This window comes from Prevotella pallens, from assembly GCF_900454935.1.
Lineage (GTDB): Bacteria > Bacteroidota > Bacteroidia > Bacteroidales > Bacteroidaceae > Prevotella > Prevotella pallens.
In genome coordinates this window covers 1272915-1298902 of sequence record NZ_UGTP01000001.1, presented here as the reverse complement: position 1 = coordinate 1298902, position 25988 = coordinate 1272915, and the positions used below count along the sequence as shown (strand labels likewise).

Sequence of the window (25988 nt, the reverse complement as noted above, 5' to 3'; positions counted from 1 at the left end):
AATTTGTTTTTTATATAATGGAGTGTGTTAAATTAACACACTCCTATTAGTTTCTATGATTATCTAGCTTGCTTTTTGTTTAACCAATAATGATTATTGATAGATTGGCAAATTTGGTAATCTTATTTTTCAATATAATATTCATTTTGCGAATAATCATTTTAAATTTTGGGAGGATTTTTTTTCTCACTCTCAGCTAAAAATCCATGAAGATAAGCGTAAAGCAACTCTTCTAACGCTTCTATTTGCAATTTTAGTTCTGTTCCTTTATCTGTATCGGCTACTTTTAACCGCCGCTGATTTAATTCAACAATTTGAGTTGTACCAACAATATCGGTACCTCTCTTTATAGCTTCTTCTTCAGATGCGAAAGGTTCGTGCTGAACAAGTTCAAAACCACGTGAATGATAAATAAGAGTATAGCCAGCAATACCAGTTTCTTTATGATAAGCTTCAGAAAAACCTCCATCAATAACCATTAATTTCCCATTAGCTTTAATTGGCTTTTCACCTTTATTTACATGTACTGGCACATGTCCATTTATAATATGTCCAGTAGTGCTATTTACATCAAATTCTTCCATAATTAAGTCAGCAATATCTTCTCGCTCACGGAATTTGAAATAAAATCCTTTTTCTTCATGATGTGTTTCTTTCTCTTTAAGAAAATAACGTTCAAAAGTAGTCATTGCAGCTTTATCAAATAATGGGCTATCAGGACCACACCATAAATAAAGGAAATAATCTATAGCATATTCACGTTCTTTATTATTTTCTGTTTGTGGTTGGAAGGCACGTCTTATTATCATTCCCAATTTATGCAACAAGTCTTTACCTTTTGCAAAATTCTTTGGCTCAATCTCAACTTCACGAAGAGTTCCATCTTCATTTAATGGAATAGAAGCATGGTAAAGTAAGTTATTATTTACTACCTTATACATACAACCATGACGTAATTGAAGAAGAATATGTTCGCGTAATTTTTCACTTACAGTGAATGAATGGTGAAGTCGTTCCATTAATGCTTGTTCTTCTTGTGTTAGCACATCTGGATGTTTGGGATCTATTGTTGGAAAGTTACATGAAGTAAGTTTATATTCTTTTCCACTCAGATTAATTGTACCATTCTTGTAATCAATCATTTCGTATAGTAATCGATGATTCATTTTCCAATGTGGGTACTTCTTTATTAGTTGTGCTTCAATTTTAAACTGAATTACACTAATAGCTTTATGCATACGTGCAATAAGCAAAATATTTTTTTCATCGATAGAATCAGACTGTTTTACTTTTGGCATAAATTCGACGCATGGATCATTACCATAAACATCCATTGCGAAAGTAGCTAATTGCATGAGATTTATACCATAGCCATCCTCAATAGTATCCATATTGTCATATCGTAATGCAATTCTTATCACATTACAAATACATGCATCATTTCCAGCACAAGCACCTGCCCATAATATATCGTGATTTCCCCAAGTTATATCCCAAGTATGATAATTCTTTAAAATATCCATCACAACATGCGCACCAGGTCCGCGATCATAAATATCACCTAGTATATGTAAGCTATCAATTGCGAGACGTTGAATAACATTGCAAATAGTTGTTATGAAGTCATCAGCTCTACCAGTTGATATTATTGTGGAAATAATAGCACTTACATAGTCGGATTTATCTTTATCAGCAGAACTTTCGTGTAAAAGTTCTTGAATGATATATGAAAATTCTACAGGTAGAGATTTTCTAACTTTAGATCTTGTATATTTACTTGATACATCTCTACATATTCTAACAAGTCGATGAATTGCAATATGATACCAATCTTCTATATCTGTTTCGGTTTGTTTTACAAGTTCGATTTTCTGTTCTGGATAATAAATTAGTGTACAAAGCTCACGTTTTTCAGATTCTCGTAATGTATCGCCGAACAGATCGTTTACTTTTCTTTTTATATTCCCCGATGCATTCTTAAGAACATGTTGAAAAGCTTCATGTTCCCCGTGAATATCAGCCAAAAAATGTTCTGTTCCTTTTGGCAAGTTCAAAATAGCTTGCAAGTTTATTATTTCTGTACTTGCATCTGCAATTGTAGGAAATGATTGGGATAATAATTGCAGATAGCGTTCATCTTTTTTTAAATCATAGGTCTTATTTGTCATAGCTAATTTTTTGTTAATAATTAGTTGATTAGTACTTATTTTTATTAATTATGCTTTTTATTATAGAGTGTACTTTCTTATCGTTTAGTGGTGCAAAAGGAATATATCCTTCTTCCAAATATAAATAATTTGCGAGTATATAGATAATACGACGAGCGAATTTTAATAAATGCATACGGCGTAAGACTATCATAAGATGATCTTCGTCATAATCTTTGAATCGTATAATACAATATAATTGTGAAAGATGAAGCAAACTAAACTTTTTTTGTTTCAATAGCTCTTTTGCATTCGCAACCATTGTAACAATTTGTTTTATAGTATCTTCTTCTTCATTCAGAACATTTTCATAACGACTCTTAGTAAAAATATTATTTGTCTCTATTTTTATATTATCCAAACCATTTTCTGATTTCGGCATATAGGGATCATACCGTAATATCTTTGCTGTATTTATGTTAGGAACAACAAGTTGTAAACGTTCTATACCAAAATCAACATAAGTTCGCACAAATTCGTCGTTTGCACAAATAAAAATGCGCCGCCATTGTTGTGGAGTAAGTTTGCGCAATGTTAAAATACAATCGCTCGGTATAATTTTATTTGATGAATCTTGCTGTAGTCCTGAGTGCAATAAGGCACATAAACATTGCCATTCTGTTTTATCCATATACCGTCTATACCTTGTATCTATAATTTTTGTATAGAGTTGTATTATGTTTGCTGCCATTACATCTGCCGAAACAGAACTATTTAATAGGCATGATGGTACAATATCTGTACGTTTATTCCACCCAAGTTGGATAATATCGTTTTCTTCTTGTTGTGATAAGGCTAAAACTGCATCAGATCTCTGTATAATTCTGCGTTGATAAGCTGTTGAGCGAATTTTTTTACGTATTGGTTCTTCTAACTTCATTGTTAAAGGCGATAATTCTCCATAAGGCGAAAAAAGTAATGCACAACCAGACTGTAATGCTTTATGAACACAAACGGAAGTATGCCAATTCCAACACGTATGAATATGAACTATATCCGGATTGAAAGTTAAAAGCATCTTACTAAACTCTTTTTTAGTTGTAGCTATTTCTACTTTTACTGACAGAGCCTTTTCATTTTCTATCAGTTTTATTAAATAGTCAGAAAGAAGTTCTCCTTTCTTTATTCTGTATGTAAGATGCAGTACTTTCATTATAGTTTATGAGAAATGAAATCGTATTTATTGGCTCGCCAATATTTTATTCGGTAATTAAGATTTTGCCATATTATACGTAACTCGTATGGAATAATTTTCCACGAGGGAATATCAATATTAAATAATGCTAATGCTTTATTTCCTATGAATATTCGCAATGCGATAGTTGCAATGAGTGAGAAAACAGCTGCAATACAAATAATCCAATTTGATGTATAGATAGAATAAAGCAAAGCTACGATTATAAAAAGATAATTAATATAAACTGCTAGTTGGTCTATATAGAAAGGTATGCGATGTTTTGCACTTCTTTTTAAGTGTTTTCTATCTTCTAAATAGTAAAGATGTTTGTTCGTCCAATGCTTGTAAGTGGGAGTTTCTTCTATAAGTGTTCCGTCTTCTGAATTTTCTATAACTGTAGAACCCTTCTTTGCATATTTATTAACGATAAAGTCAAATTCTCCTCGAACAAATTTTAAATTTCCTCTAAAACCTTCTTCTGCAAGAAATTCATCTTTTTTAAATAGTAAGGCATTTGAATTCCAAGCGTATGCAATTCCTTTTTGTGCTTCGCGCATAAGATAACATGACATATAAAAATGTTCAAATCTCCAAAAGTCTGGTGCATCGTCATCGTAATTTGTAAATCCTGCTACTATATTCACATTTTCCTTACAGTTCCTAGCTAAAGTTGAAAGCCAATATTCTGATTGTGGTGCACAAAAAATATCACAAATAAGAAGCCATTTGTATTTTGCAGCCTTTGCTCCAAGTGTAATAGCTAATTTCTTTCTACTCATATATTTAGAAGTAGAAGGTATAAATGTAACATAAAGTCGTGGATTATTGGCGTAGGTTTTTAAAATATCCTCTGTTTCAACATCTCCTTTTGGTGCAACAACAATTATTTCGTATTCTTTATACTCCTGATTAAGATATTTATTTAAATTCTTAGAGAGTGCTAATGCATCGTCGTTAGGGGTAAGAATTATAGAAATTGGTGGCTCCACTATATTTTCTTTTTCGTTCTCTGTTGAGTTTATAGAAGTTGTATTGTCTTCTATTATATCGTTATTGTCAGCAACTTCTCCTTTATTATATGTATTAGAAAGTTTCGGCTTCCTAAAAAAGGGGCTAACAATAGAAGATAACAATGCCAACAAAATTAGCACTGATGAGAAAATGATAGTATATGTGTCTATTGTAAACATTATCTATTAGTTAAATAACGCATTAGAGATAGATTGTAATGCATATTTTTTATCTTCCTCTTTTATTAAGAAAGATATATTGTAATTACTTCCTCCATAGCTAATCATTCTTACAGGAATATCTTTTAATGCATCAGCAGCCTTTATCTCAAATCCAATATTATTCCACGCTAAATCTCCTACAACACAAACAATACACATATTGGTATCAAGTGTAACTGTACCACAAGCTTTTAGCTCGGCTGTAATTTCTTCTAAATGAGTTGTGTCTTCAATAGCTATAGAAACTCCCACTTCGCTTGTTGCAATAAGGTCAGTAGAAACCTGATAACTTTCAAAAACTTCGAATACTTTACGAAGAAATCCTGGTGAACCAAACATTTTACTTGAGCGTACTTTTATAACAACTATATTGTCTTTTGCAGCAATAGCTTTAATTTTGCCACGTTCCATTATGTTGTTTATAATAGTACCATCTGCCTCTGGTTCCATTGTGTTCTTTAATCTAACAGGTATACCAGCATATTTTGCAGGTTGAACACAAGTTGGGTGCAATATTTTTGCGCCAAAATAAGCAAGTTCTGATGCTTCTTCAAAATTTAATTGGCGAACAGCTTCTGTATTTTCAACAATACGAGGGTCGTTATTATGCATTCCATCTATATCTGTCCATATTTGTATCTCTTCTGCATTAATTGCAGCTCCTACTAATGAAGCAGTATAATCTGATCCGCCACGTTGTAAATTGTCTACTTCTCCGTATGCGTTTTTACAAATAAAGCCTTGAGTTATATAAACTTGGTAATCATTATTAGAAGCCATTATGGCAGATAATTTTTCCTTTATGTAAACTGCATCTGGTTCCGAATTTTTATCAGTACGCATAAAGTCGAGCGCATTAATTAATTTCGCCTTTATACCATTCTCCAGCAGATAGTTTACTACCATATTGGTAGATAAAATTTCTCCGCGCGCAACAATACTTTTTTCTTCGAAAGAAGTAAAAATATCGTTTGTAAACGACCTTAGATAATTAAATTCTTTTTGAAAGAAATTATATACCTTTTCTTTATATTCGTTAGTAGAATAAAGCTCATCAATATATGATATATATTTCTGTTCTAACCTATTAATTATCTCGTTTGCACCTTCGTGATTTTTTTTATATAAATAATCGGCTATTTCTATAAGCGTGTTTGTTGTACCACTCATTGCAGAAAGAACAACAAATACCTCTTTTTTATCTTTAAGAATTAGATTTACAACCTCTTTCATTCTTTCTGGAGAACCAACAGAGGTGCCACCAAATTTCATTACTTTCATAACAATATTCTATATGTTACCTTATTCGTTATTTGAAGTTTCTTCGTTATCATCTACAAAATCGAGAGGTTCTACCATTGCTTCTAATGGTTCATTATTCTCTATTAAATCTTTTGTTTTAGAATTTTCGGTAACCAGTTTAAATTCACCATCTTTACATCTAAAAACTTTTCCTGGAAATTGATTTAGAAGATGAATATTATGTGTTGACATAATAACTGCAGTACCATCTTCTGAAGCACGTTTTAATATGCCAACAATTTTAGTAGCAGTTTCTGGATCAAGGTTTCCTGTTGGCTCATCGGCAATAATCATTTTTGGACGATTTAATAAAGCTCGTGCAATAGCAATACGTTGTTGCTCGCCACCAGATAGTTCGCTTGGCATTTTTTCTTTTTTATCCAGCATTCCAACCTCATCAAGCACGTCGTTTATGCGTTGAAAAATTGCCTGTTTGTCTTTCCAGCCTGTTGCCTTTAACACAAATTCCAGATTCTTAGAAACGTTCCTATCATGCAGTAATTGGAAGTCTTGAAAAATAATTCCCATCTGCTTTCTAAGGGCAGGAATGTTCTTACGTTTTAATGTTAATAATGATTGTCCTAGAACGTTTGCAGCCTCAGCATCGTCTGCATAAATATCAAGTTCACAATAAATGGTTTTCAGAAGGGAACTTTTACCTGAACCAACTTTCCCTATAATATAGATAAACTCGCCTTCATCTACCTGAAAGTCTACGTTTTTAAGAACTTGTTTCTCGTCTTGAAAAATATTTACTTTACAATAATTTACTAACATCGTATGTCTTTTTGAGATTTCATTATATCTAATGCAAAGATAAGAAAAAAAAATGATTTGCCTTGTTTATTTGTAAAAAAAGCCATTAATAGCATTTTTTATTAACTTATTCGCAATTTTGAGTTTGTTATGGAATTAAAGAAAATGAATAATAATAAAACCTTCGATGATTTATTATTGTGTTTTTTGAAAACGTAATTACAAATTTTAAAAATATAATAAAAAATATTTGTCCCTATTTATCCTCTAAAATGCACATTTCTAAACAATGGTGAAATAATAAAGCGGAGGGAAATATATGGAATAAAACAATAAGGAAAATAAGAATGACTAAGACAAATATCTGGTGTAATATAAATATAATGTATTGATTTAGAACATTCGCTTAATGATATTTAGTATATTTTGCTAATATAGGTGGTTTATTTATCGGTTTTTATTTGTACTTTTGCAGCCGCAAAAAATAAATATATGGAGCTCTAAAAAAGAACGACTCTATGTCTCATAAAATATACACATCATTTCGAATAGGAATAGCTTTTGGGTTATTCATAATAGTGCAAAATCTGCACGGTGTCAATTGTGAACAAACTAATAGCTCTACAAATAGTTTGGCAAATAAAAATGTTGTATTTCTTGGCGATTCAAATTTGTGGACTGGTGGAAAAGATAATTCTAACCCACGTAGTTGGAGTTTTTGGTTTTGTAAAGAGTTCTCTATAAAAAATAGTATGAATTATGCACGTAGTGGGGCTACATGGTCGCATACTAAAAATACAAAGCGAGATATTTTATTGTATGAAGAAAAGCTATCAGACAATAATGTTGTCCTCAATCAGGTTTTGCGTTTAATAAAAGATACAAAAGAACTTAGATGTTCTAAGCCCGATTATATATTTGTTATGGCAGGAACTAACGATGCATGGTTTCAAAATAAACGTCCACAACTTTTTTCTGAAAGTGTGCAAGATGTTTTTACTCTAAAAAATAAGAAACATCAACAGGCATTATCTCTTGCACGGACTGTGAAACTAGATTGTGAATTGTTGCAGAAAAATTTCCCAAAAAGTAAAATAATCCTTGTTACTCCAATGTTTACAACACAGGCTTCTACAAACTTAATTTCAAAAGTTTCTGATGTTATTTCGGCATGTGGAGAATATTTAAATATTAACGTAATACGTTTAGATACAATAAATTTAATTAATCCGCTTCAAGAAAAAAACAAACTAACTTATACGTTAGATGGAACGCATACAAATCCGTCAGGAGCGGAAAGAGTAGGGGATTATATTGCAAAAAAAATTAAAGAGTTCATTCAATAAAATAGTACTAAATATTTTTATACAAACTAATTTATGGTATTTTCGGATTTATTTTTCTTATTCGTGTTTATTCCATTGTTTATGGTTTGCTATTTGTTTGCTAACCTGTGGGATAAGATGCGAAAGAATGATTGCATAAACCAAACAACTGCTCGCAATGCAGTATTAGTAGTTTTCTCGCTCATATTTTATGCTTGGGGAGAACCTACTTATGTTTTCTTAATGATAATAAGTGTTTTTATAAACTATCTTGTAGGAATAGGTATTGATAAACAAGAACGACATAGAAAACTCGCTCTTGTTATTGGATTAATTTGTAATCTTCTTATATTGGGCACATTTAAATATGCAGGCTTTATTGCAGAATCGCTCAATTATATAGGAATTCCTCTTCCTATTCCACATATAGCATTGCCTATCGGAATTAGTTTTTATACATTTCAAAGCATTTCTTATCTTATAGATGTTTATCGCAAGCAGGCTGATAGTCAGAAACGTTTTGTAGATTTATTACTCTACATTTCAATGTTTCCACAACTTATTGCAGGACCAATTGTACGTTACGATCTTATAGCAAAAGAAATAAATAGTCGTCATATAACCCGAACAGATGTTGTTGAAGGTTCTTACAGATTTTTAATTGGATTAGGTAAAAAAGTAATATTAGCTAATCAGTTTTCAGAAATAGCCAATCAGTTTTTACAGAGCGGATTACCACAACTTACCACTTTAGGAGCTTGGGTAGGTATTGCTGCATTTACTTTCCAAATATTTTTCGATTTCAGTGGTTATAGTGATATGGCAATTGGACTTGGACGTTGTTTAGGTTTTCATTTTGCAGAAAATTTTAAACATCCATATAGTTGTACCTCTATTACCGATTTTTGGCGTAAATGGCATATATCGTTAGGAAGTTTCTTTAGAGATTATGTTTATATTCCAATGGGAGGAAACCGGAAACATCAGGTACTTAATATATTAGTTGTATGGTTTCTTACAGGAATGTGGCATGGTGCAAGCTGGAATTTTATATTGTGGGGTGTTTATTTTGGTATAATTGTAACGCTTGAGAAATATACTTTGCTGAAAGTTATAAATAAAATACCAAAAATATTTCTCCATTTTTATAGTCTTATTCTTGTAGTTGTTGGTTGGGGAATATTTTATTTTACCAATCTTACACAAATGCAACATTTCTTTTACATCTTCTTTGGGCGAACAGAAAAGATTATGGACTTCGCTGCACAAACAGCATTATTTAATAATTTCTGGTTGTGGGTAGCAGGTATAATATTCTCTATGCCAATTTATGATTTTGTGAATAAGCATTTCTCTAAAATAAAATCAGAAACATTACGTACAAATATAGCACTTGTAACACGAGTAGTAATATCTTTGTGCTTACTTTTCTTAAGTGTAGCACTACTTGTAGGAGCAACAAATAATGCTTTTATATATACACGCTTTTAAACGAATATAATATGAAACGGTATACACTATTATTTATTTATAGTCTTCTTTTTATGCCTTTTGTTGTGCAAGCTCAACAGGTGTTTAAAAAACGTAATGGTATTATTGTGGTAAAAAACGATTCGCTATTAAGAGCAATGTCATTTTTTACAGGAAAAGCCGAAGGTGGAACTTGGTATTCTGATGCTATAAATGCATATCAGAAAGCTATGGGCGATGAAATTCAAGTGTACAATATGATAATTCCGATATCGAGTGCATTTTATTGGCCTGAAGATTATACAGAAGTGAAAACAAATTCGCAACGTGCTACACTTAATAATATGTATGCACATATAGATAATAAGGTAAAAAAAATAGATCTTTGGAATATATTGGAGCAACATAAAGACGAAGCTATTTATGCTCGCACCGATCATCATTGGTTGCCTTTAGCTGCTTATTATGCAGCACAACAGTTTGCAAGTGTTGCTAAAGTTCCATTTCGCAATTTATCTTCGTACGAACAACAAACTATACATCGTTTCGTTGGAAGTATGGCACATTTTTCTGGCGATGCAACGTTAATGAAAAGCTCTCCTGAAGATTTTATCTTTTATACTCCTAAAAATTGTCCGATAAAAACAACATATATAGAGTATATTCTTCAGAATAGACGTGTAGTGGGGACAAAACCAGCTGTTGATGGTAATTTCTTTTGGAAATATAATGATGGAAGTAGTAATGCATATTGTACGTTTATGGGGGGTGATACTCGTGCAACACACGTTTCAACACCAACAAAGAATGGACGCCGATTGCTTATTATAAAAGATAGTTTTGGTAATGCATTGCCAGCTTTCTTATTCTTTTCGTTTGAAGATATATATGTTGTCGATTTCAGATATTTTCAAGGAAACATAAAGCACTATGCTACTGAAAATAATATCACCGATTTACTTATAGTTAATAATATACAACACGCTTATTCTCAAGGAACATCTAATTCATTGCTGAATATGCTGAATCGTCCAATAAAGAAATAATAAATTTATGAAACAAGATAATATCTATATTTCTATTATCGCTATAATTTTTACTGCTCTAGTTTGCGTTTTCAACTTTCTACCGCGTAGTACATTCTCTATATTGGAAAAGCGCGATTTAAAGCAGTTTCCTAAATATTCGTTCGAAAGTTTGCGAACAGGCGATTTCACAAAGAATATTAACTCTTGGTTTAGTGATAGTGAACCTTACAGAGATTTCTTTATGATGATTAGTATGAAGCAAAAAAATCTCTTAGGTATTACTGCACCTGGAGAAGAACAAGTGAAATTTCATGCAGCAACTTCTTCGAAAGATTCTAAAAGTATGATGGAAGAAGAAAACGATGAAAGAGAAGTTGGAGAATATAAGAATACAGTTGCCGCAAACGAAAATGCCAAAATAGCAAATCGTGGTATAGTAGTAATTGGAAGTGGTGAAAATGTAAGAGCTTTAATGGCTTATGGTGGCGGATCACATGGTGGTGTTGCGTATGCAGAAGCTGCAAATAAGTATAAACAAGTGTTTGGTCCGAAAGTAAACGTATATTGTATGGTAATTCCAACAGCAATAGAATTTTATTGTCCCGATCAGGCAAAAAGTTGTACGAATAGTCAGCGAGCAACTATAAACAATATTTTCAGTCATTTAGATAAAGATGTGAAAGCTGTAAATGTATATACGCCTCTTTCGAAACACGTAAATGAGCCAATTTATTTACGTACCGACCATCATTGGGCGCCACTTGGAGCATATTATGCAGCACAAGAGTTTGCTCGTGTAGCACAAGTTCCATTTAAAACATTGAATAATTATGAACGTCGTGTAGTTCATAAGTTTGTTGGTAGTATGTATGGCTATGCACAAGATATTTCTATAAAGAATGCACCAGAAGATTTTGTTTTCTATGTACCAAAGAATTTGAAATATACAACTGAGTACGAAGATTATAAGTTGGATAAAAGCTATAATATAATAGGTAAACCCACAATCCGAAAAGGGCAATTCTTTGTTCACTATCGAGATGGTAATGCTGGAGCATATTGTACATTTATGGGAGGAGATGCTAGAATAGCAAAAGTTACTACACCTGTGAAGAATAAACGACATTTACTAATTTTGAAAGATAGTTTTGGAAATGCTCTGCCAGGTTATCTCTTCTTTAGTTTCGAACAAATACAAGTGGTAGATACTCGTTATTTCCCAAAGAATATGAAAAAGTTTGTACGTGATAATAAGATTACGGATATTCTTTTTGCAAACAACATATTCAATGCGTACTCTCCAAAAATAGGTAAGAAATATTTAAAATTCTTAGACCAATAAATTAAATTTAGCCTTTTCGTTATCAATACAAGGTACAAATAGTAATTTCTTTCTGGTAAAATGCGTGTAATAGCTTTTGCCTTTAAGAATACCTACTTTAATTTGTGTGTGTATAAATTGAATATGTGTGAAATATAATAAACAAATAACCCTCTAGCCTTAAAAGTAAGAGGGTTATTTGCTCTTTTTATTGTAACTTTAGCATTAAAGAATAGATTTCGTTTGGCAGTATTGCAGATTGATATCTTTTATTATGCTATTAATGAAATGAGATGTTTGTTTGTCTAAATCCGATATCATATTATATATAAGCAAAGATGAAGTAGATAAAGATTTCTTTATATTAGAATTTTTATAAAAGTCTTGTGCCTTCTTTCCTATTTATTAGCTATCTTTGCGCATTGTAATGCAGAATGCAAACAATAACATAAAAACAATAGAACTTTTAGCTCCTGCTAAAGATTTAGCTTGTGGAATAGCTGCGATAAATCACGGTGCAGATGCCGTATATATCGGTGCAGCTAAGTTTGGTGCACGGCACTCGGCAGGAAATAGTGTAGAAGATATAGCAATGTTATGTGAATATGCCCATAAGTTTGGAGCAAAAGTGCATGTAACAGTAAATACTATTATCTACGAAAATGAGCTGGAAGATATGTTGCAACTTATTTGCAAATTAGAAAAAGCAAATGTAGATGCCTTATTGATTCAGGATATGGGATTGTTGAAAGCGTGCAAAGAGCAGCTACATACAAAAATGTCGCTACATGCTAGTACGCAATGTGATAGTCGAACTATAGAGAAAGTGCGTTGGCTTGCATCTTTAGGTTTTGAACGTGTGGTGTTAGCACGTGAATTGTCTGTGAAAGAAATAGCTAATATACATAAAGCAGTTCCCGAAGTAGAGCTGGAAGCATTTGTACATGGTGCACTCTGTGTTAGTTATAGTGGTATTTGTTATGCTTCTCAATATTGTTTTAACCGTTCAGCAAATCGTGGATCGTGTGCACAATTCTGCAGAATGGCATTCGACCTTATAGATTCAAATGGTACCACAATAGAACATCAAAGATATCTTCTTTCGTTGAAAGATATGAACCAGATAGATAATTTGGAAGCATTAATGAGGTCGGGGGCGTGTGCCTTTAAGATAGAAGGTAGACTGAAAGATGTAAATTATGTGAAGAATGTTGTATCGGCATATAGTCAACGTTTAAATGAAATTATAGCAAAATACCCTAATGAATTTCAACGTGCCTCGTTTGGTAGGGTAGAATACAACTTTACTCCTAATCTTAATAAAACTTTTAATCGTGGATATACTCACTATTTTGTTAATGGACGGCAGCAAGGGATATTCTCACCTAATACGCCCAAAGCATTAGGAGAATATGTTGGTAAAGTAAAAGAAATACGCCACAATTCGTTTAATGTTTCTTCAACTGCAAGTTTTTCTAATGGCGATGGTTTGTGTTTTATTAAGCGTCAGCCTAATGGCGAGTCAAAAATTACAGAAATATTAGAAGGATTTCGTGTAAATAAGGCAACTGGAAACCGCTTGTTTCCCTACAAGATGCCTCAAGATTTAAAGCCAGGTGTAAGTTTGTATAGAAATCAAGACCAAGCATTTGAGAAAAAACTCTCTAGTGAATCAGCAGTGCGTTTAATTCCCATTACAATGCAGTTTGAGAAAACCCATAAAGGTTATTCTCTAGCAGCTCATTTAAGTAATATCGCCACTCCAAAGATAGAAGTAAAAGTCTCAATCGAATTTGAACATCAAAAGGCAAAGAAGCCTCAACACGATAATATAATTCGACAACTTACCAAGTTGGGTAATACAATTTATTTTTGTGATGAGATAGAGATTGACGAGAATGCTGATCAATTTTTTATTCCGAGTAGTGTACTAACAGAATTAAGACGCAATGTTATTGAAGCATTTGAACACCAATTATTAACAATACGAGACTTAGACAAACATGATGAACCTAATGCATGTAATATACCAGTCTTAGGTAGCCATAATATTAATCCATCAAAATATAAAAAGTTCCCCTATCTGTATAATGTTTCTAATAGTAAAGCAAGAGCATTTTACACAGAGCAAGGTATAAATATTGGTTCAGCTTTCGAATGTATGGATACGAAAGCAATGAAGAGAGATGCTCTTATTATGCAGTGTCGTCATTGCATTCGCTATTCATTAGGCTATTGTTTAGTTCATGGTGGAAAGGTTCCAACGTGGCGTGAACCATTATACTTAGTATTAGGCGATAAACGTCGCTTTCGTTTAGAGTTCGATTGCAAAGATTGTCAGATGAATATATACGCAGAATAACAACCAAATAATGGAAGAACTATTAAAACATATTTTGCCAAGAAAAAGTCTACGTGAAATGCCTATTTCTCTTATAGCAATGATGTTATGGCTTTTTTTTTCATCTGTTTCAATAAGTTGTTATCATAAGAAAACTCCATCAAACTTTAGTATTCCCGATAGTATTCAAGAAACACAAATCTCCAGCCGAATACTAAAGGGGCGACACTACTCACCCAATTTGAAGAAAGAAACCAATAATAGTATAGATTGGGCAGGAACTACAACACGATTAGATTCATTTGCTTTTCGTGTGAAACATCATTATTCCGAAGGCTTTAATTTTGTTGTAAACAAAGACACGCTAATGCTTTTACGGCAACAACCGGAAGAAATAGTTAATAAATTAGAGACCGATTCGTTTGCTGTAACCAAAGGAAAACCATTAGTAGTAGCCGATATTCGTATTCTTCCAAACGATACCATTGATTCTGTGTGGGTGCGTGTTGCTACTGAAGATTCTGCATTTGGCTGGGCACGCGAAAAGCAATTATTAAATGCAGTAGACCCAGATACACCCATATCACAGTTCATTTCTTTGTTCTCCAATACTCACTTGCTTATATTCTTAGTTATAATCTCGTTGATAGGCTTAAGTTATCTAATGCGAAAGATAATGAAGCACAATGCCAATATAGTACACTTCAACGATATAAATTCTTTCTATCCTACATTGTTGGCTATTATTGTAGCTACATCTGCAACGTTCTATGCAAGTATACAACTATTTGCTCCTGAAACATGGCGCGAGTTCTATTTCCATCCATCGTTTAATCCATTTTCACAACCTTTACTCTTAAATATCTTCCTATTGTTGGTGTGGGCTATGTTGCTTGTAGCTATTGCTGTCGTTGATGATGTTCGTCGTCTACTTCGCACAAACGATGCCTTTATGTATTTATCAGGATTGGTTGCTATCTGTGCAGTAGACTATATAATATTTTCGGTTCTCACCTTATATTATATAGGATATTTACTTCTATTAGCTTATATCTATTATGCCATTCACATTTGGATAAAGCTAAGTAGTGATACCTACGAATGTGGAAACTGTGGCGCTCGTCTTCATCGAAAGGGACGTTGCCCGCATTGTGGGGTTATGAATGAATGAAATATAGATATATACAGGCTCGGTAGAAAAGAGGTGAGAATACTTCAGAAACGAAGATGATTGTTAAAAAAATCACTTCTATATTTCTATAAAAGAAAATGAAACAACATAAGATGTTTATTATCTAGCATAAATGCTTCACCTGTATCCAACTATCCAGTAGGCATAGTAAGGGAATGTCTATGGAAGTAGTTAATATAACAAAAAAGTGTCTAGTGAAATCGGGAAACCACAAATACATATAGGAAGTAATTCGTTATGATATCTAATTTATAACTGATAGATATCTGAGACGAGCGTAACAGATATCTAAAATGCAACTGATAGATATCTAAAAATAAAAGTAATTTGTAAATTAGATATCATAAGAAACAATACTCCTTATGGAGCGTAGACTTATAGATACTTATTATTTTTTTTATTATGTTTTGTTCTTTTCGAGAAAAAGAATTACATTTGTAGCCAGAAATATTACTTAACCTGAACGCCCCTGCTTCTAAATGGCGTTCTCTCGCAAAAAGAGAGTGAAAGGAGAGGCACTTTAATAATGAAAAACGATCTGTATAAAAGTATGTGTGCAGCGTTTGCTGTTTTATTCGTTTCAATGGCGCAACAAGGAATGGCGCAAGATACTTACAACATTAAAATTGCTGGTGTATCAGTAACTTCCGAAAACTGTAACAATTTGAGTGTTATAAAAGGTGTTACGGGAAAAGCAAAATACGATAACGATTCTAAAACTCTAACGCTTGATGGAGCTACTATTCATGCAACAAGTACTCACGGTATAGAAAACAGAGTTGATGGCTTGATAATCCGTGTTAGTAACGAAAGCTCTATTGTTTCCGATAAGCAAACAAGTATTTGGAATATGGATAAAGAAATTCGTATTTCGGGCGATGGCAAACTCACACTTACAGGATCGTCTACTGCAAGCGATGATAAATATAATAAAGCAGTATTTAACCAAGGGACAATTACAATTAGCAATTGTAGTGTCGAAGCAAGTGGTGGGAGTAATGGCTTTTATGGTGGTTATTGGATATTTGATAACTGTAATGTACGCGTAAAAGGTGGTAGTAATAGCAACAGTACGCATAAAGGTAGTATTGCTTGGGTATGGGATAGAGAGCCAACTTTTACCGATTGTGCAATAACTTCTCCTACGGGAGCATATTGGGAAGAGGTTGAAGAATACGAATATCCTTATTTCTACCTTTATGGTGCTAACAGAGATGTTGTAACAGATTGGGTTGTAATAACAAAGGGCTCTACTGGTATAAAATCTGTTGCGACCGATACAAAAACTAAGAAATGTGGTATATACACATTAGATGGTAGTCGTGTCAATAATAAGATAGAAAACCTACCAGCTGGTATGTATATTGTAAATGGACAGAAAATTCTGAAGAAATAAGAAACCTATATATCAATATTCTTCCTATAAATTGTGTGTAAAAGCCTATTTATAGGAAGGATAATATTGTATATCAATCATAATATATTCAGAAAAATCTAAACGCTCATGCCTTTATATAGCGTTGCTCGTTAAGAGTTTAAATGGGAGGCATACATCTTATTATGTATAAATCATTATCTAAAGAAAAAAGTATTGCTACTATCGTATTGCTCATTGCAATTTTAATTCTACCAACAACAACTCGTGCACAGAAAATGTACGATCTTTGGGTAGCTAGTTCACAAGTAAGTTCAGACAACTGTAACGATCTTTCAACAATAGCTGAAGTTAGTGGAATTGTGAATTATAATCCTGAAACAAAAACACTTACTCTACAAAACGCTACTATTAATTCTGGCGATAAAGATGCTATCTCTTCTAAGATAGATGGATTGACAGTGAAAGTTATAGGGACCAATAACTTAGTAGCAGCACATACTGCAATAGGATTAAGAACACCATTAACTATTACTGGTGAAGGTACGCTTAATGTAGAAGGTGGAGACAATTGTGCTATATTTGCAATGGGAACAGATTTAACCATAGACAATTGTACAGTGAATGCGAAGAGTGGTAAATATGGTATTACAGGAAATGATGGGGCTATGGAGCATATTACTATTCGAAATGCTAATGTAACAGTTGAAGGTTCAGAAATAGGTTCTATGCTTGATATAGCATCACTTACATTAGAAGGTTGTGCTATCACTCAACCTTCTGGAGCAGCTTATAATCCAAAGATGCGCTGCGTAACAGTGGGAAACAGTGTGGTAAAAAGTAAGATAGTAATAGAGAAGAATACAACAGCTATTTCCATTCCTACGGCTAATACAAATCATTCAAAAGAGATTTATAATGTTAGTGGAGCAAAGTTTAATGGAGAACTAAACAATTTGCCAAAAGGAATTTATATTATTAATGGTAAGAAAGTTGTAAAGTTATAAAGAATAAGAGCTTACACATCAAACACCATTCCTTCATTTGTGAGGAAACTATTGGGGAAAATTGCTTTTGCTTCATTTAGAATAATATCTTCGTTTAAATAACGAGCCGAGTAATGTCCTAAAAGCAATTTTCCTACATTAGCCTTTTTAGCAACAGTTGCGGCTTCTTCTGCTGTGCTGTGATAGTAACTCTTTGCTCTATCTTTATATTCGTTTGTATAAGTACTTTCATGGTAGAGTACATCTACATTTGCAACTTTTTTATATAGTTGTTCCATATATCTTGTATCAGAGCAATAAGCATAACTTCGTGGCTTGTCTGCTGGAATTGTAAGCTTACTATTCATAATAATATCACCATCAGCTGTAGTCCAATTTGCTCCAGCTTTTATATTATTAATTTGACTGATAGGTATATTATAAAAGTCTATCATATCACGACGAATATGTGGTGTAGTAGGTTTCTCGCGAAATAGGAATCCACAACATGGAATGCGGTGTTCCAATGGAATAGATTCTATTGTAAGACTTTTATCTTCGTAAATTACTTTTGTTTCGGTTGTTTCTATAGGGTGGAACATTACAGCAAATTCAAGTTTCTTACAAAATAGTTCCATCGATAAATTAAAGTATTCTTCAAACTCTTTTGGAGCATAAATGTGGAGTGGGGCAGTACGCCCTGTCATTCCAAAAGTAGAAATCATACCAAATAGACCAAAACAATGATCACCGTGTAAATGTGAAATAAAAACAGCCTGAATCTTAGTGAAATGAACCTTGGTACGACGTACTTGTATTTGTGTACCTTCTCCGCAATCTATCATAAAGTATTTACCACGTATCTCTACTATTTGGCAAGTTGCATTATGACGAAGTGTAGGTAAAGCACTGCCACAACCTAATATGTGAATTTTAAATGGAATCACGCTTTATTTCTTTCGTGTAAAGACAAATATTCCAGCATTATTCTCAAGCGACATAGAATCTGCCCCTAACTCAATCACATCGAAGGTATCTTTTGAAAGGAGAAGTTTACCATTAAATATCTTCCAGAAAGTCCATGCGTCTTTTTCTGATTGTAGATTTGATGTAATTTCTCCTCCCTCCTTTATTTCAAAGCTTTTGTCTAAACTAGACCAGTTTCCAAGCAGTGATGTTATATTGATAGCCTTTCGTAGAATTAAATCACCATACTCCTTATAAGCTATTACAGCAAAACGGTCGCCAACAAGTTTTCCTCCTTTCACAACATCTGTAGAATCATCAGGGTTTTGAATAATCTCTAGAGTGTCGCCCTTATCAGTAAGGAGTAATATAGAATTCATTCCACCATCGAGCATTGTACCATAAATGGTAGAATCACCACTATTAAGTGAGTCTACATTATTAATATTAGGACTTATCACTGTAGTTGTTTTCTTGTTTTTACAACCAATAAAGCTGAATGCTATTGCTGTAAAAAGTAGCAGTATTCGTACTTTTTTCATAATAAAATATAGAGTAACTTACTTATTATTTTCTATTTCTTTTGCTTCATTCCATAGATTATCCATTTCTTCTATGGTCATATCTTTTAAGTTTTTACCAATTTTCTTTGCTTGTTGTTCAACGTAATTGAACCGTGAAATGAATTTCTTATTTGTATATTCGAGTGCATTATCAGGATTGAGCTTATACAATCGGGCTGCATTGATGACAGAAAACAAAAAATCGCCTAGCTCTTTTGTAGACTTTTCTTTATCACCTTTTGCCAATTCTATTTTTAGCTCGTTAAGTTCTTCATCAACTTTTTTCCATATATCCTCCTTCTTTTTCCAATCGAATCCGACGTTTCGTGCTTTATCTTGTATTCGATATGCTTTTATAAGACTTGGTAGCGAATTAGGGACTCCTGATAAGACAGTTTTATTGCCGTCTCTTTCCTTTTGTTTTCGTTGTTCCCATGTTAACTCAACCTGAGAAGCTGTAGATGGAGAATCTTCTTTTTGAGAAGAGACACTTTGCCTTTCGCTATTAAGATCATCTTTATATACAACCTGCCCACGCTTGTTGATAACCATATTATGATTCGAAACGATCCATCCTGTCCAATCAATAAAATCGTGTCTGAACATCAGTTTATCTGATTGAGCATTGCAAACATCTGCTATGTCAAAGTCATTTGTTTCACTGCCAAGCGATGCATAAAAAACAACGTGTTCCATAACATCACCAAGTTCTTTACAAATATTCTTCTCATCGTGTTTTATTAAAGCATCGGCAAGTTCAAATGCTTCTTCAATTGTATTGGGGCGTAAACTCTCAAAAGTTTGTTTTTTATCCCACGGACATTCTTTTCGTAGTCGTTCTTGTACATCAAGTAAACGCGAGAATGCTGCTATTTTTTCTTCTTTTGTATGCAATTTAATCAAGTTTAAAGTTAAAAGAAGTACTGAGTACTGCTAATAGTTATGCAAAGATAGTGCTTTCAACTGATTTTTTCGTAAATTTGCAACGTTTTTAATGATAATAAAGAAATAATAATATAGAACGTATGGAATTAGCAAGTAAGTACGACCCACAGAGTGTGGAAGCAAAGTGGTATGAGTATTGGCTCAACAATAAACTCTTTAGTTCTAAACCTGATGGACGTGAACCTTATACTGTGGTTATTCCACCACCAAATGTAACAGGCGTATTGCACATGGGGCATATGCTTAATAACACTATTCAAGATATTCTTGTGCGACATGCACGTATGGAAGGTAAAAATGCTTGTTGGGTTCCTGGTACCGACCATGCTAGTATTGCTACTGAGGCAAAAGTAGTGAATAGACTTGCACAAGAGGGAATAAATAAAACTGATTTATCTAGAGATGAGTTCCTAAAACATGCTTGGAAGTGGACAGACGAACACGGTGGTATTATTTTGAAACAATTGCGTAAACTTGGTTGCTCTTGTGATTGGGACCGTACTGCTTTTACAATGGATGAAAAACGTAGTAGAAGCGTTATAAAGGTATTTTGCGACCTTTATAATAAAGGCTTAATTTATCGTGGTGTACGAATGGTAAATTGGGATCCAAGTGCAGAGACCGCACTTTCGGATGAAGAAGTTGTTTACAAAGACGAGCATTCAAAGCTCTACAACCTAAAATATTATATATTACCAGAAGAACAAAGTAGGGTAGAACGCAAATGTGATGATAATGTCATACATAAAGACGATAAAGGTTATTATGCAGTTGTAGCTACTACACGTCCAGAAACAATTATGGGTGATACCGCTATGTGTATTAATCCTGATGATGTGAAAAATACATGGTTAAAGGGATTGCATGTTATTGTTCCATTAGTTGGGCGTTGTATACCTGTTATAGAAGATACTTATGTTGATATTCAGTTTGGTACAGGTTGCTTGAAAGTTACTCCTGCACATGATATCAATGATCATGCGTTAGGGTTAAAACATGGATTAGAAACCATTGATATATTCAATGATAATGGAACTTTATCGGATGCTGCAGATATATATATAGGTCAAGACCGTATGGACGTGCGCAAACAAATAGCAATCGACCTGGAAGCAGCCAACTTGATGGAAAAGATAGAAGATTATGACAATAAGGTAGGCTACTCAGAACGTACCAATGTTCCTATTGAACCGAAACTTTCAACACAATGGTTCTTACGTATGCAGCATTTTGCGGATATCGCACTGAATCCTGTGCTGAATGATGAGATAGAGTTCTATCCAAAGAAATACAAGAACACCTATCGTCATTGGTTAGAAAATATCAAAGATTGGTGCATTAGCCGCCAACTTTGGTGGGGACATCGCATTCCAGCTTATTACTTCAAAGATACGAATGGCAAAACCATAACTGTAGTAGCTGAAAACAATGAGAAGGCTTTTGAGCAAGCAAAGTTGATTAACCCAAATCTAACAGTTGCCGACTTAGAACAAGAAAGTGACTGCTTGGATACATGGTTCTCAAGTTGGTTGTGGCCTATTTCTGTATTTGATGGCATCAACAATCCTGACAATGAAGAAATAAAGTATTATTATCCAACAAGCGATTTAGTTACAGGTCCTGATATTATTTTCTTCTGGGTGGCTCGTATGATTATGGCAGGATATGAATATCGTAAGACTTATCCTTTTAAGCATGTTTATTTTACAGGCATTGTACGCGATAAACTTGGGCGGAAGATGAGTAAGAGTCTTGGTAACTCGCCTGATCCATTAGAATTAATAGATAAGTATGGGGCTGATGGTGTACGTATGGGTATGATGCTCTCTGCTCCAGCTGGCAACGATATATTGTTTGATGAAAGTCTTTGTGAGCAAGGACGCAACTTTAATAACAAGATATGGAATGCGTTTCGCCTTGTTCAAGGTTGGGAGACTGCAGATGTAGAACAACCTGAGGCTAATAAAATAGCCATTAAATGGTTTGATGCGAAGCTTAAAGAAGTAAATTCTGAAATGGGAGAACAATTTAAGAGCTATCGTATATCAGAAGCATTGATGACTGTCTATAAGCTTTTCTGGGACGAGTTTTCTAGTTGGTATTTGGAAATGATAAAACCAGAATATGGCAAACCAATTGATAAGCAAACTTATGTGGCTACACTCGGTTTCTTCGATATTCTTTTGAAGATGCTACATCCATTTATGCCATTCATTACAGAAGAACTTTGGCAACATATTTTTGACCGAAACGAGGGAGAAAGTATAATGTTGGAGAAACTTGAATTGGCACTTCCTACTGATAAAGATAAGACCTTGATTGCTGAAATTGAGAATGTGAAGCAAATTGTTGGTGGCATTCGTACTGTTCGCAACCAAAAGAATATTGCTCCGAAAGTATTGCTTTCTTTAGAAGCTGTAGGCAAAAACAACTATGAAGCTTACAATTGTGTCATTGTAAAAATGGCTAACCTCAAGAGCATAAATGTTGTAGATGAGAAGAGTTCTGATGCTTCTGCATTTATGGTTGGTACTGATGGATTTGCTGTTCCACTTGGAAACCTGATTGATGTAAAAGCTGAAATTGAAAAATTGGAAAAGGAATTGGCTCACTTAGAGGGCTTCTTGAAAAGTGTGAAAACTAAACTTTCAAATGAGAAATTCGTTGCACACGCTCCTGAAGCAGTGATAGCTAAAGAACGTAAAAAGCAAAGCGATTCAGAAGAAAAAATTGAAACTATTAAGGCAAATATAGAAGAACTTCGTAATAAATAACTCTTATTTTAGCGAGACTGCTGAAGATTTCATTCTTCGCTCTCGTAAAATCCAGAAAAAAGGTGGGGTATTCTACAAAATGAAGAACCCCACCTTTATTTATTAATAGTTTAAAATGACTATTGTTCGTACTCAATTGCAGCTTGTGCCGCAGCTAACCTTGCAATGGGAACTCGGAAAGGAGAGCAGCTAACGTAGTTTAAGCCTACACGATGACAGAATTTAACAGAGCTTGGTTCGCCTCCGTGCTCACCACAGATACCACACTTTAGTTTCTTACGAGTTTTACGACCTTTCTCTACTGCTATTTTAATAAGCTGACCGACACCTTCTTGGTCGAGAACTTGGAATGGGTCTACATCAAGAATCTTCTTTTCAAGATAACTTGGCAAGAAACTTGCAATATCGTCGCGACTATAACCAAAAGTCATTTGTGTTAAGTCATTCGTACCAAAACTGAAATATTCGGCTTTATTAGCAATTAAGTCTGCAGTAAGTGCTGCACGAGGAACTTCTATCATTGTTCCAACTTTAAATGGCACTTCTATTCCTTCTGCTTTGAATATTTTATTGGCAGTTTTACGAATGATTACTTCTTGATTGTCAAGTTCATTTACAATTCCTACGAGTGGAACCATAATTTCTGGCATTGGATTGAATCCCTCTTTCTTTAATTGTACAGCCGCACCAAGTATAGCACGTGTTTGCATCGCTGTAATCTCTGGGAATGTGTTGCCGAGTCGGCAGCCACGAAGTCCTAACATAGGGTTATGTTCAGATAGTGAGTTCACACGATTTCGAATAAATTGAACGCTAACACCCATTTCTTCCGCCATAGCCTCTTGTCCAGCTTCATCGTGCGGTACAAATTCGTGCAATGGCGGATCAAGTAAACGAATATTTACAGGCATTCCGTCCATACACTTTAGGATTCCATAGAAGTCTTGTTTCTGATAGGGTAATAGTTTTTCGAGTGCTTTTTCCCTACCTTCGATAGAATCTGCAAGAATCATTTCTCGCATAGCCTTAATCTTCAGATCCTCGAAGAACATGTGTTCTGTACGACATAATCCTATACCAACTGCTCCAAATGTACGTGCTACTTCTGCATCGCGTGGTGTATCTGCATTTGTACGAACACGTAGTTTTGTATATTTGTTGCAAAGATCCATAAGCTGAGCGAAATCGCCAGTAACTTCAGCTGCTTTTGTCTGAACTTCACCATAATAAACTTCTCCTGTAGATCCATTCAACGATAGGTAATCACCTTCATGGAGTACTGTTCCATCAATTTCTACAGTACGTTTTTTGTAGTTTACAGTAACACCACCAGCTCCACTTACGCAGCACTTACCCATGCCACGAGCAACCACTGCTGCATGCGAAGTCATACCACCACGTGCGGTAAGTATTCCTTCCGCAGCATTCATTCCAGCCAAATCTTCTGGAGAGGTTTCTATACGGACCATTATTACTTTGTGTCCATCTTCATGCCATTTTGCAGCATCATCGGCAAAGAAAACTATTTGTCCTGTAGCAGCTCCTGGCGATGCTGGCAGTCCTCGTGTAAGAACTTTAGCTTGTGCCAATGCTTCTTTATCAAATACAGGGTGTAATAGTTCATCAAGTTTATTTGGCTCGCAACGTAAGATGGCTGTTTTCTCATCGATTTCACCTTCTTTTAGTAAATCCATTGCTATTTTTACCATTGCAGTACCTGTACGTTTACCATTACGAGTTTGTAAGAACCAAAGTTTTCCATCTTGTACGGTAAACTCCATATCCTGCATATCGTGGTAATGCTTCTCCAATTTTTTCTGAATAGCGTTAAGCTGCGCATAAATTTCAGGCATTGCTTCTTCCATTGATGGGAATTTTGTGCTACGGATACTTTCGTCTACTCCTTGTTGTTCTGCCCATTTTAGCGAACCTTTTAATGTTATTTGTTGTGGTGTACGTATACCTGCAACAACATCTTCCCCTTGCGCATTCACCAAGTATTCTCCATTAAAGGCATTCTCTCCATTACCGGCATCACGAGAAAAACAAACACCTGTGGCAGAAGTTTCACCCATATTTCCAAAAACCATAGCCTGAACTGTTACGGCTGTTCCCCATTCCTGCGGAATACCTTCCATTTTGCGATAGAGTATAGCACGTTCGTTCATCCATGAAGTAAATACAGCGCAAATTGCTCCCCAAAGTTGTTCCATAGGGTTAGAAGGAAACTCTTTGCCAGTCTGATTTTTTATGGCTTTCTTAAATTCTAAAACAAGTTCTTTTAGATCAGCAACATTCATTTCGTTATCCAATTTTATGTTGCGTTTAGCCTTTACACGTTGGATAATAGCTTCAAATGGATCAATATCTTCCTTGTTTTCAGGTTTCATGCCTAAAACAACATCTCCATACATTTGTACAAAGCGGCGATAACTATCGTAAGCAAAACGTTCGTTGCCAGTCTTCCTTGCAAGACCTTCTACAACATCATCGTTCAAGCCGAGATTCAAGATAGTATCCATCATACCAGGCATAGAGGCACGTGCTCCAGAACGAACACTTACCAATAATGGGTTTGATGGATCACCGAATTTTGAATTCATTAAATCTTCAATGTGCTTAACGCTTTTTGTTACCTCTGAAGTTAAAGCTTCAACAACTGCTTCTTTACCTTTTTCAAAATATTCGTTACAAACATCGGTTGTAATTGTAAATCCTGGAGGAACAGGAACACCGATTAAATTCATTTCTGCGAGATTGGCTCCCTTGCCACCTAACAAATTCCTCATGTCAGCTTTCCCTTCGGCCTTTCCGTTGCCGAAAGTGTAGACTCTTTTCTCAGCCATAATGATTATGTAAATATTTAAATCTTTTTTCGTCAGTGCAAATATAATAATAAATTGCTGAAGAAACAAACTATTAGCACAAAAAATAGATAATGTGCTTTACATTTGCTATAAAATAGCAGATTTATTATTTTAATAATATATGGAAAATATAATCTTACGTTTCTTCAAATAAGTTAGAA

18 protein-coding genes are annotated in these 25988 nt (G+C 34.1%); 9 read left to right on the top strand and 9 right to left on the bottom strand.

Annotation, left to right across the window (positions count from 1 at the left end; all coding sequences use genetic code 11):
• Positions 1–161: 161 nt before the first annotated feature.
• The 5 genes from DX009_RS05520 to DX009_RS05500 are packed head-to-tail and all read right to left on the bottom strand — an operon-like array spanning position 162 to position 6695.
• Positions 162–2168 (bottom strand): fructose-1,6-bisphosphatase, encoded by a 2007-nt coding sequence (locus tag DX009_RS05520; protein WP_112317068.1) that lies wholly within the window; start codon positions 2166–2168, stop codon positions 162–164.
• A gap of 28 nt (positions 2169–2196) precedes the next feature.
• A complete protein-coding gene (locus tag DX009_RS05515; protein ID WP_115083295.1) occupies positions 2197–3360 on the bottom strand; it encodes a glycosyltransferase in 1164 nt (387 codons plus the stop codon).
• Positions 3360–4574: a glycosyltransferase gene (locus DX009_RS05510; RefSeq protein ID WP_115083294.1), complete on the bottom strand. Its 1215-nt coding sequence runs from the start codon at positions 4572–4574 to the stop codon at positions 3360–3362. Before DX009_RS05510 ends, DX009_RS05515 begins: the two co-directional genes overlap by 1 nt.
• A 6-nt stretch (positions 4575–4580) precedes the next feature.
• Positions 4581–5897: an aspartate kinase gene (locus DX009_RS05505; protein WP_115083293.1), complete on the bottom strand. Its 1317-nt coding sequence runs from the start codon at positions 5895–5897 to the stop codon at positions 4581–4583.
• Between the two features lie 21 nt (positions 5898–5918).
• Entirely contained in the window at positions 5919–6695 is a 777-nt protein-coding gene (locus DX009_RS05500) for a cell division ATP-binding protein FtsE (protein ID WP_115083292.1), read from the bottom strand.
• 611 nt (positions 6696–7306) lie between these two features.
• On the opposite strand from DX009_RS05500, the gene DX009_RS05495 reads away from it, so the two are divergent.
• From DX009_RS05495 to DX009_RS05460, 8 genes are all read left to right on the top strand, one after another.
• Positions 7307–8020 carry an SGNH/GDSL hydrolase family protein gene (locus DX009_RS05495; protein ID WP_245944592.1) on the top strand — a complete coding sequence of 238 codons (714 nt, stop codon included), beginning with the start codon at positions 7307–7309 and terminating at the stop codon, positions 8018–8020.
• Positions 8021–8053: 33 nt separating this feature from the next.
• Positions 8054–9490 (top strand): MBOAT family O-acyltransferase, encoded by a 1437-nt coding sequence (locus DX009_RS05490; RefSeq protein WP_115083290.1) that lies wholly within the window; start codon positions 8054–8056, stop codon positions 9488–9490.
• An 11-nt stretch (positions 9491–9501) separates the two neighbouring features.
• Positions 9502–10515 (top strand): DHHW family protein, encoded by a 1014-nt coding sequence (locus tag DX009_RS05485; protein ID WP_115083289.1) that lies wholly within the window; start codon positions 9502–9504, stop codon positions 10513–10515.
• A 7-nt stretch (positions 10516–10522) separates the two neighbouring features.
• Positions 10523–11839 (top strand): DHHW family protein, encoded by a 1317-nt coding sequence (locus DX009_RS05480; RefSeq protein ID WP_115083288.1) that lies wholly within the window; start codon positions 10523–10525, stop codon positions 11837–11839.
• A 406-nt stretch (positions 11840–12245) separates the two neighbouring features.
• A complete protein-coding gene (locus DX009_RS05475; RefSeq protein WP_115083287.1) occupies positions 12246–14180 on the top strand; it encodes a peptidase U32 family protein in 1935 nt (644 codons plus the stop codon).
• A gap of 10 nt (positions 14181–14190) precedes the next feature.
• Positions 14191–15330: a zinc ribbon domain-containing protein gene (locus DX009_RS05470; RefSeq protein WP_115083286.1), complete on the top strand. Its 1140-nt coding sequence runs from the start codon at positions 14191–14193 to the stop codon at positions 15328–15330.
• A gap of 547 nt (positions 15331–15877) precedes the next feature.
• Positions 15878–16747, top strand: coding sequence for a hypothetical protein (locus DX009_RS05465; RefSeq protein WP_115083285.1), 870 nt, complete (start codon positions 15878–15880; stop codon positions 16745–16747).
• Between the two features lie 164 nt (positions 16748–16911).
• A complete protein-coding gene (locus DX009_RS05460; protein WP_245944591.1) occupies positions 16912–17733 on the top strand; it encodes a carbohydrate-binding domain-containing protein in 822 nt (273 codons plus the stop codon).
• 11 nt (positions 17734–17744) lie between these two features.
• Here the strand turns inward: DX009_RS05460 and DX009_RS05455 are convergent, their stop codons facing one another.
• From DX009_RS05455 to mazG, 3 genes are read right to left on the bottom strand one after another with little or no spacing between them, the layout of a single operon-like run.
• Positions 17745–18659: a ribonuclease Z gene (locus tag DX009_RS05455; RefSeq protein ID WP_006044916.1), complete on the bottom strand. Its 915-nt coding sequence runs from the start codon at positions 18657–18659 to the stop codon at positions 17745–17747.
• A 3-nt stretch (positions 18660–18662) separates the two neighbouring features.
• Positions 18663–19220, bottom strand: coding sequence for a lipocalin-like domain-containing protein (locus DX009_RS05450; protein WP_115083283.1), 558 nt, complete (start codon positions 19218–19220; stop codon positions 18663–18665).
• A gap of 18 nt (positions 19221–19238) precedes the next feature.
• Positions 19239–20135 carry a nucleoside triphosphate pyrophosphohydrolase gene (mazG, locus tag DX009_RS05445; protein ID WP_040595588.1) on the bottom strand — a complete coding sequence of 299 codons (897 nt, stop codon included), beginning with the start codon at positions 20133–20135 and terminating at the stop codon, positions 19239–19241.
• A gap of 131 nt (positions 20136–20266) precedes the next feature.
• Here mazG and DX009_RS05440 point away from each other — a divergent pair, with 131 nt between their 5' ends.
• A complete protein-coding gene (locus DX009_RS05440; protein ID WP_115083282.1) occupies positions 20267–22960 on the top strand; it encodes a valine--tRNA ligase in 2694 nt (897 codons plus the stop codon).
• 119 nt (positions 22961–23079) lie between these two features.
• On the opposite strand, the gene ppdK is transcribed toward DX009_RS05440, so the two are convergent.
• A complete protein-coding gene (gene ppdK, locus DX009_RS05435; RefSeq protein WP_115083281.1) occupies positions 23080–25806 on the bottom strand; it encodes a pyruvate, phosphate dikinase in 2727 nt (908 codons plus the stop codon).
• Between the last annotated feature and the right edge of the window lie 182 nt (positions 25807–25988).

Bases quoted from the DNA above. Each gene is read 5' to 3' on its own strand.
- DX009_RS05520 (WP_112317068.1), bottom strand. From the start codon at position 2,168: ATGACAAATAAGACCTATGATTTAAAAAAAGATGAACGCTATCTGCAA.
- DX009_RS05515 (WP_115083295.1), bottom strand. From the start codon at position 3,360: ATGAAAGTACTGCATCTTACATACAGAATAAAGAAAGGAGAACTTCTT.
- DX009_RS05510 (WP_115083294.1), bottom strand. From the start codon at position 4,574: ATGTTTACAATAGACACATATACTATCATTTTCTCATCAGTGCTAATT.
- DX009_RS05505 (WP_115083293.1), bottom strand. From the start codon at position 5,897: ATGAAAGTAATGAAATTTGGTGGCACCTCTGTTGGTTCTCCAGAAAGA.
- DX009_RS05500 (WP_115083292.1), bottom strand. From the start codon at position 6,695: ATGTTAGTAAATTATTGTAAAGTAAATATTTTTCAAGACGAGAAACAA.
- DX009_RS05490 (WP_115083290.1), top strand. From the start codon at position 8,054: ATGGTATTTTCGGATTTATTTTTCTTATTCGTGTTTATTCCATTGTTT.
- DX009_RS05485 (WP_115083289.1), top strand. From the start codon at position 9,502: ATGAAACGGTATACACTATTATTTATTTATAGTCTTCTTTTTATGCCT.
- DX009_RS05480 (WP_115083288.1), top strand. From the start codon at position 10,523: ATGAAACAAGATAATATCTATATTTCTATTATCGCTATAATTTTTACT.
- DX009_RS05475 (WP_115083287.1), top strand. From the start codon at position 12,246: ATGCAGAATGCAAACAATAACATAAAAACAATAGAACTTTTAGCTCCT.
- DX009_RS05470 (WP_115083286.1), top strand. From the start codon at position 14,191: ATGGAAGAACTATTAAAACATATTTTGCCAAGAAAAAGTCTACGTGAA.
- DX009_RS05465 (WP_115083285.1), top strand. From the start codon at position 15,878: ATGAAAAACGATCTGTATAAAAGTATGTGTGCAGCGTTTGCTGTTTTA.
- DX009_RS05460 (WP_245944591.1), top strand. From the start codon at position 16,912: ATGTATAAATCATTATCTAAAGAAAAAAGTATTGCTACTATCGTATTG.
- DX009_RS05450 (WP_115083283.1), bottom strand. From the start codon at position 19,220: ATGAAAAAAGTACGAATACTGCTACTTTTTACAGCAATAGCATTCAGC.
- DX009_RS05440 (WP_115083282.1), top strand. From the start codon at position 20,267: ATGGAATTAGCAAGTAAGTACGACCCACAGAGTGTGGAAGCAAAGTGG.
- ppdK (WP_115083281.1), bottom strand. From the start codon at position 25,806: ATGGCTGAGAAAAGAGTCTACACTTTCGGCAACGGAAAGGCCGAAGGG.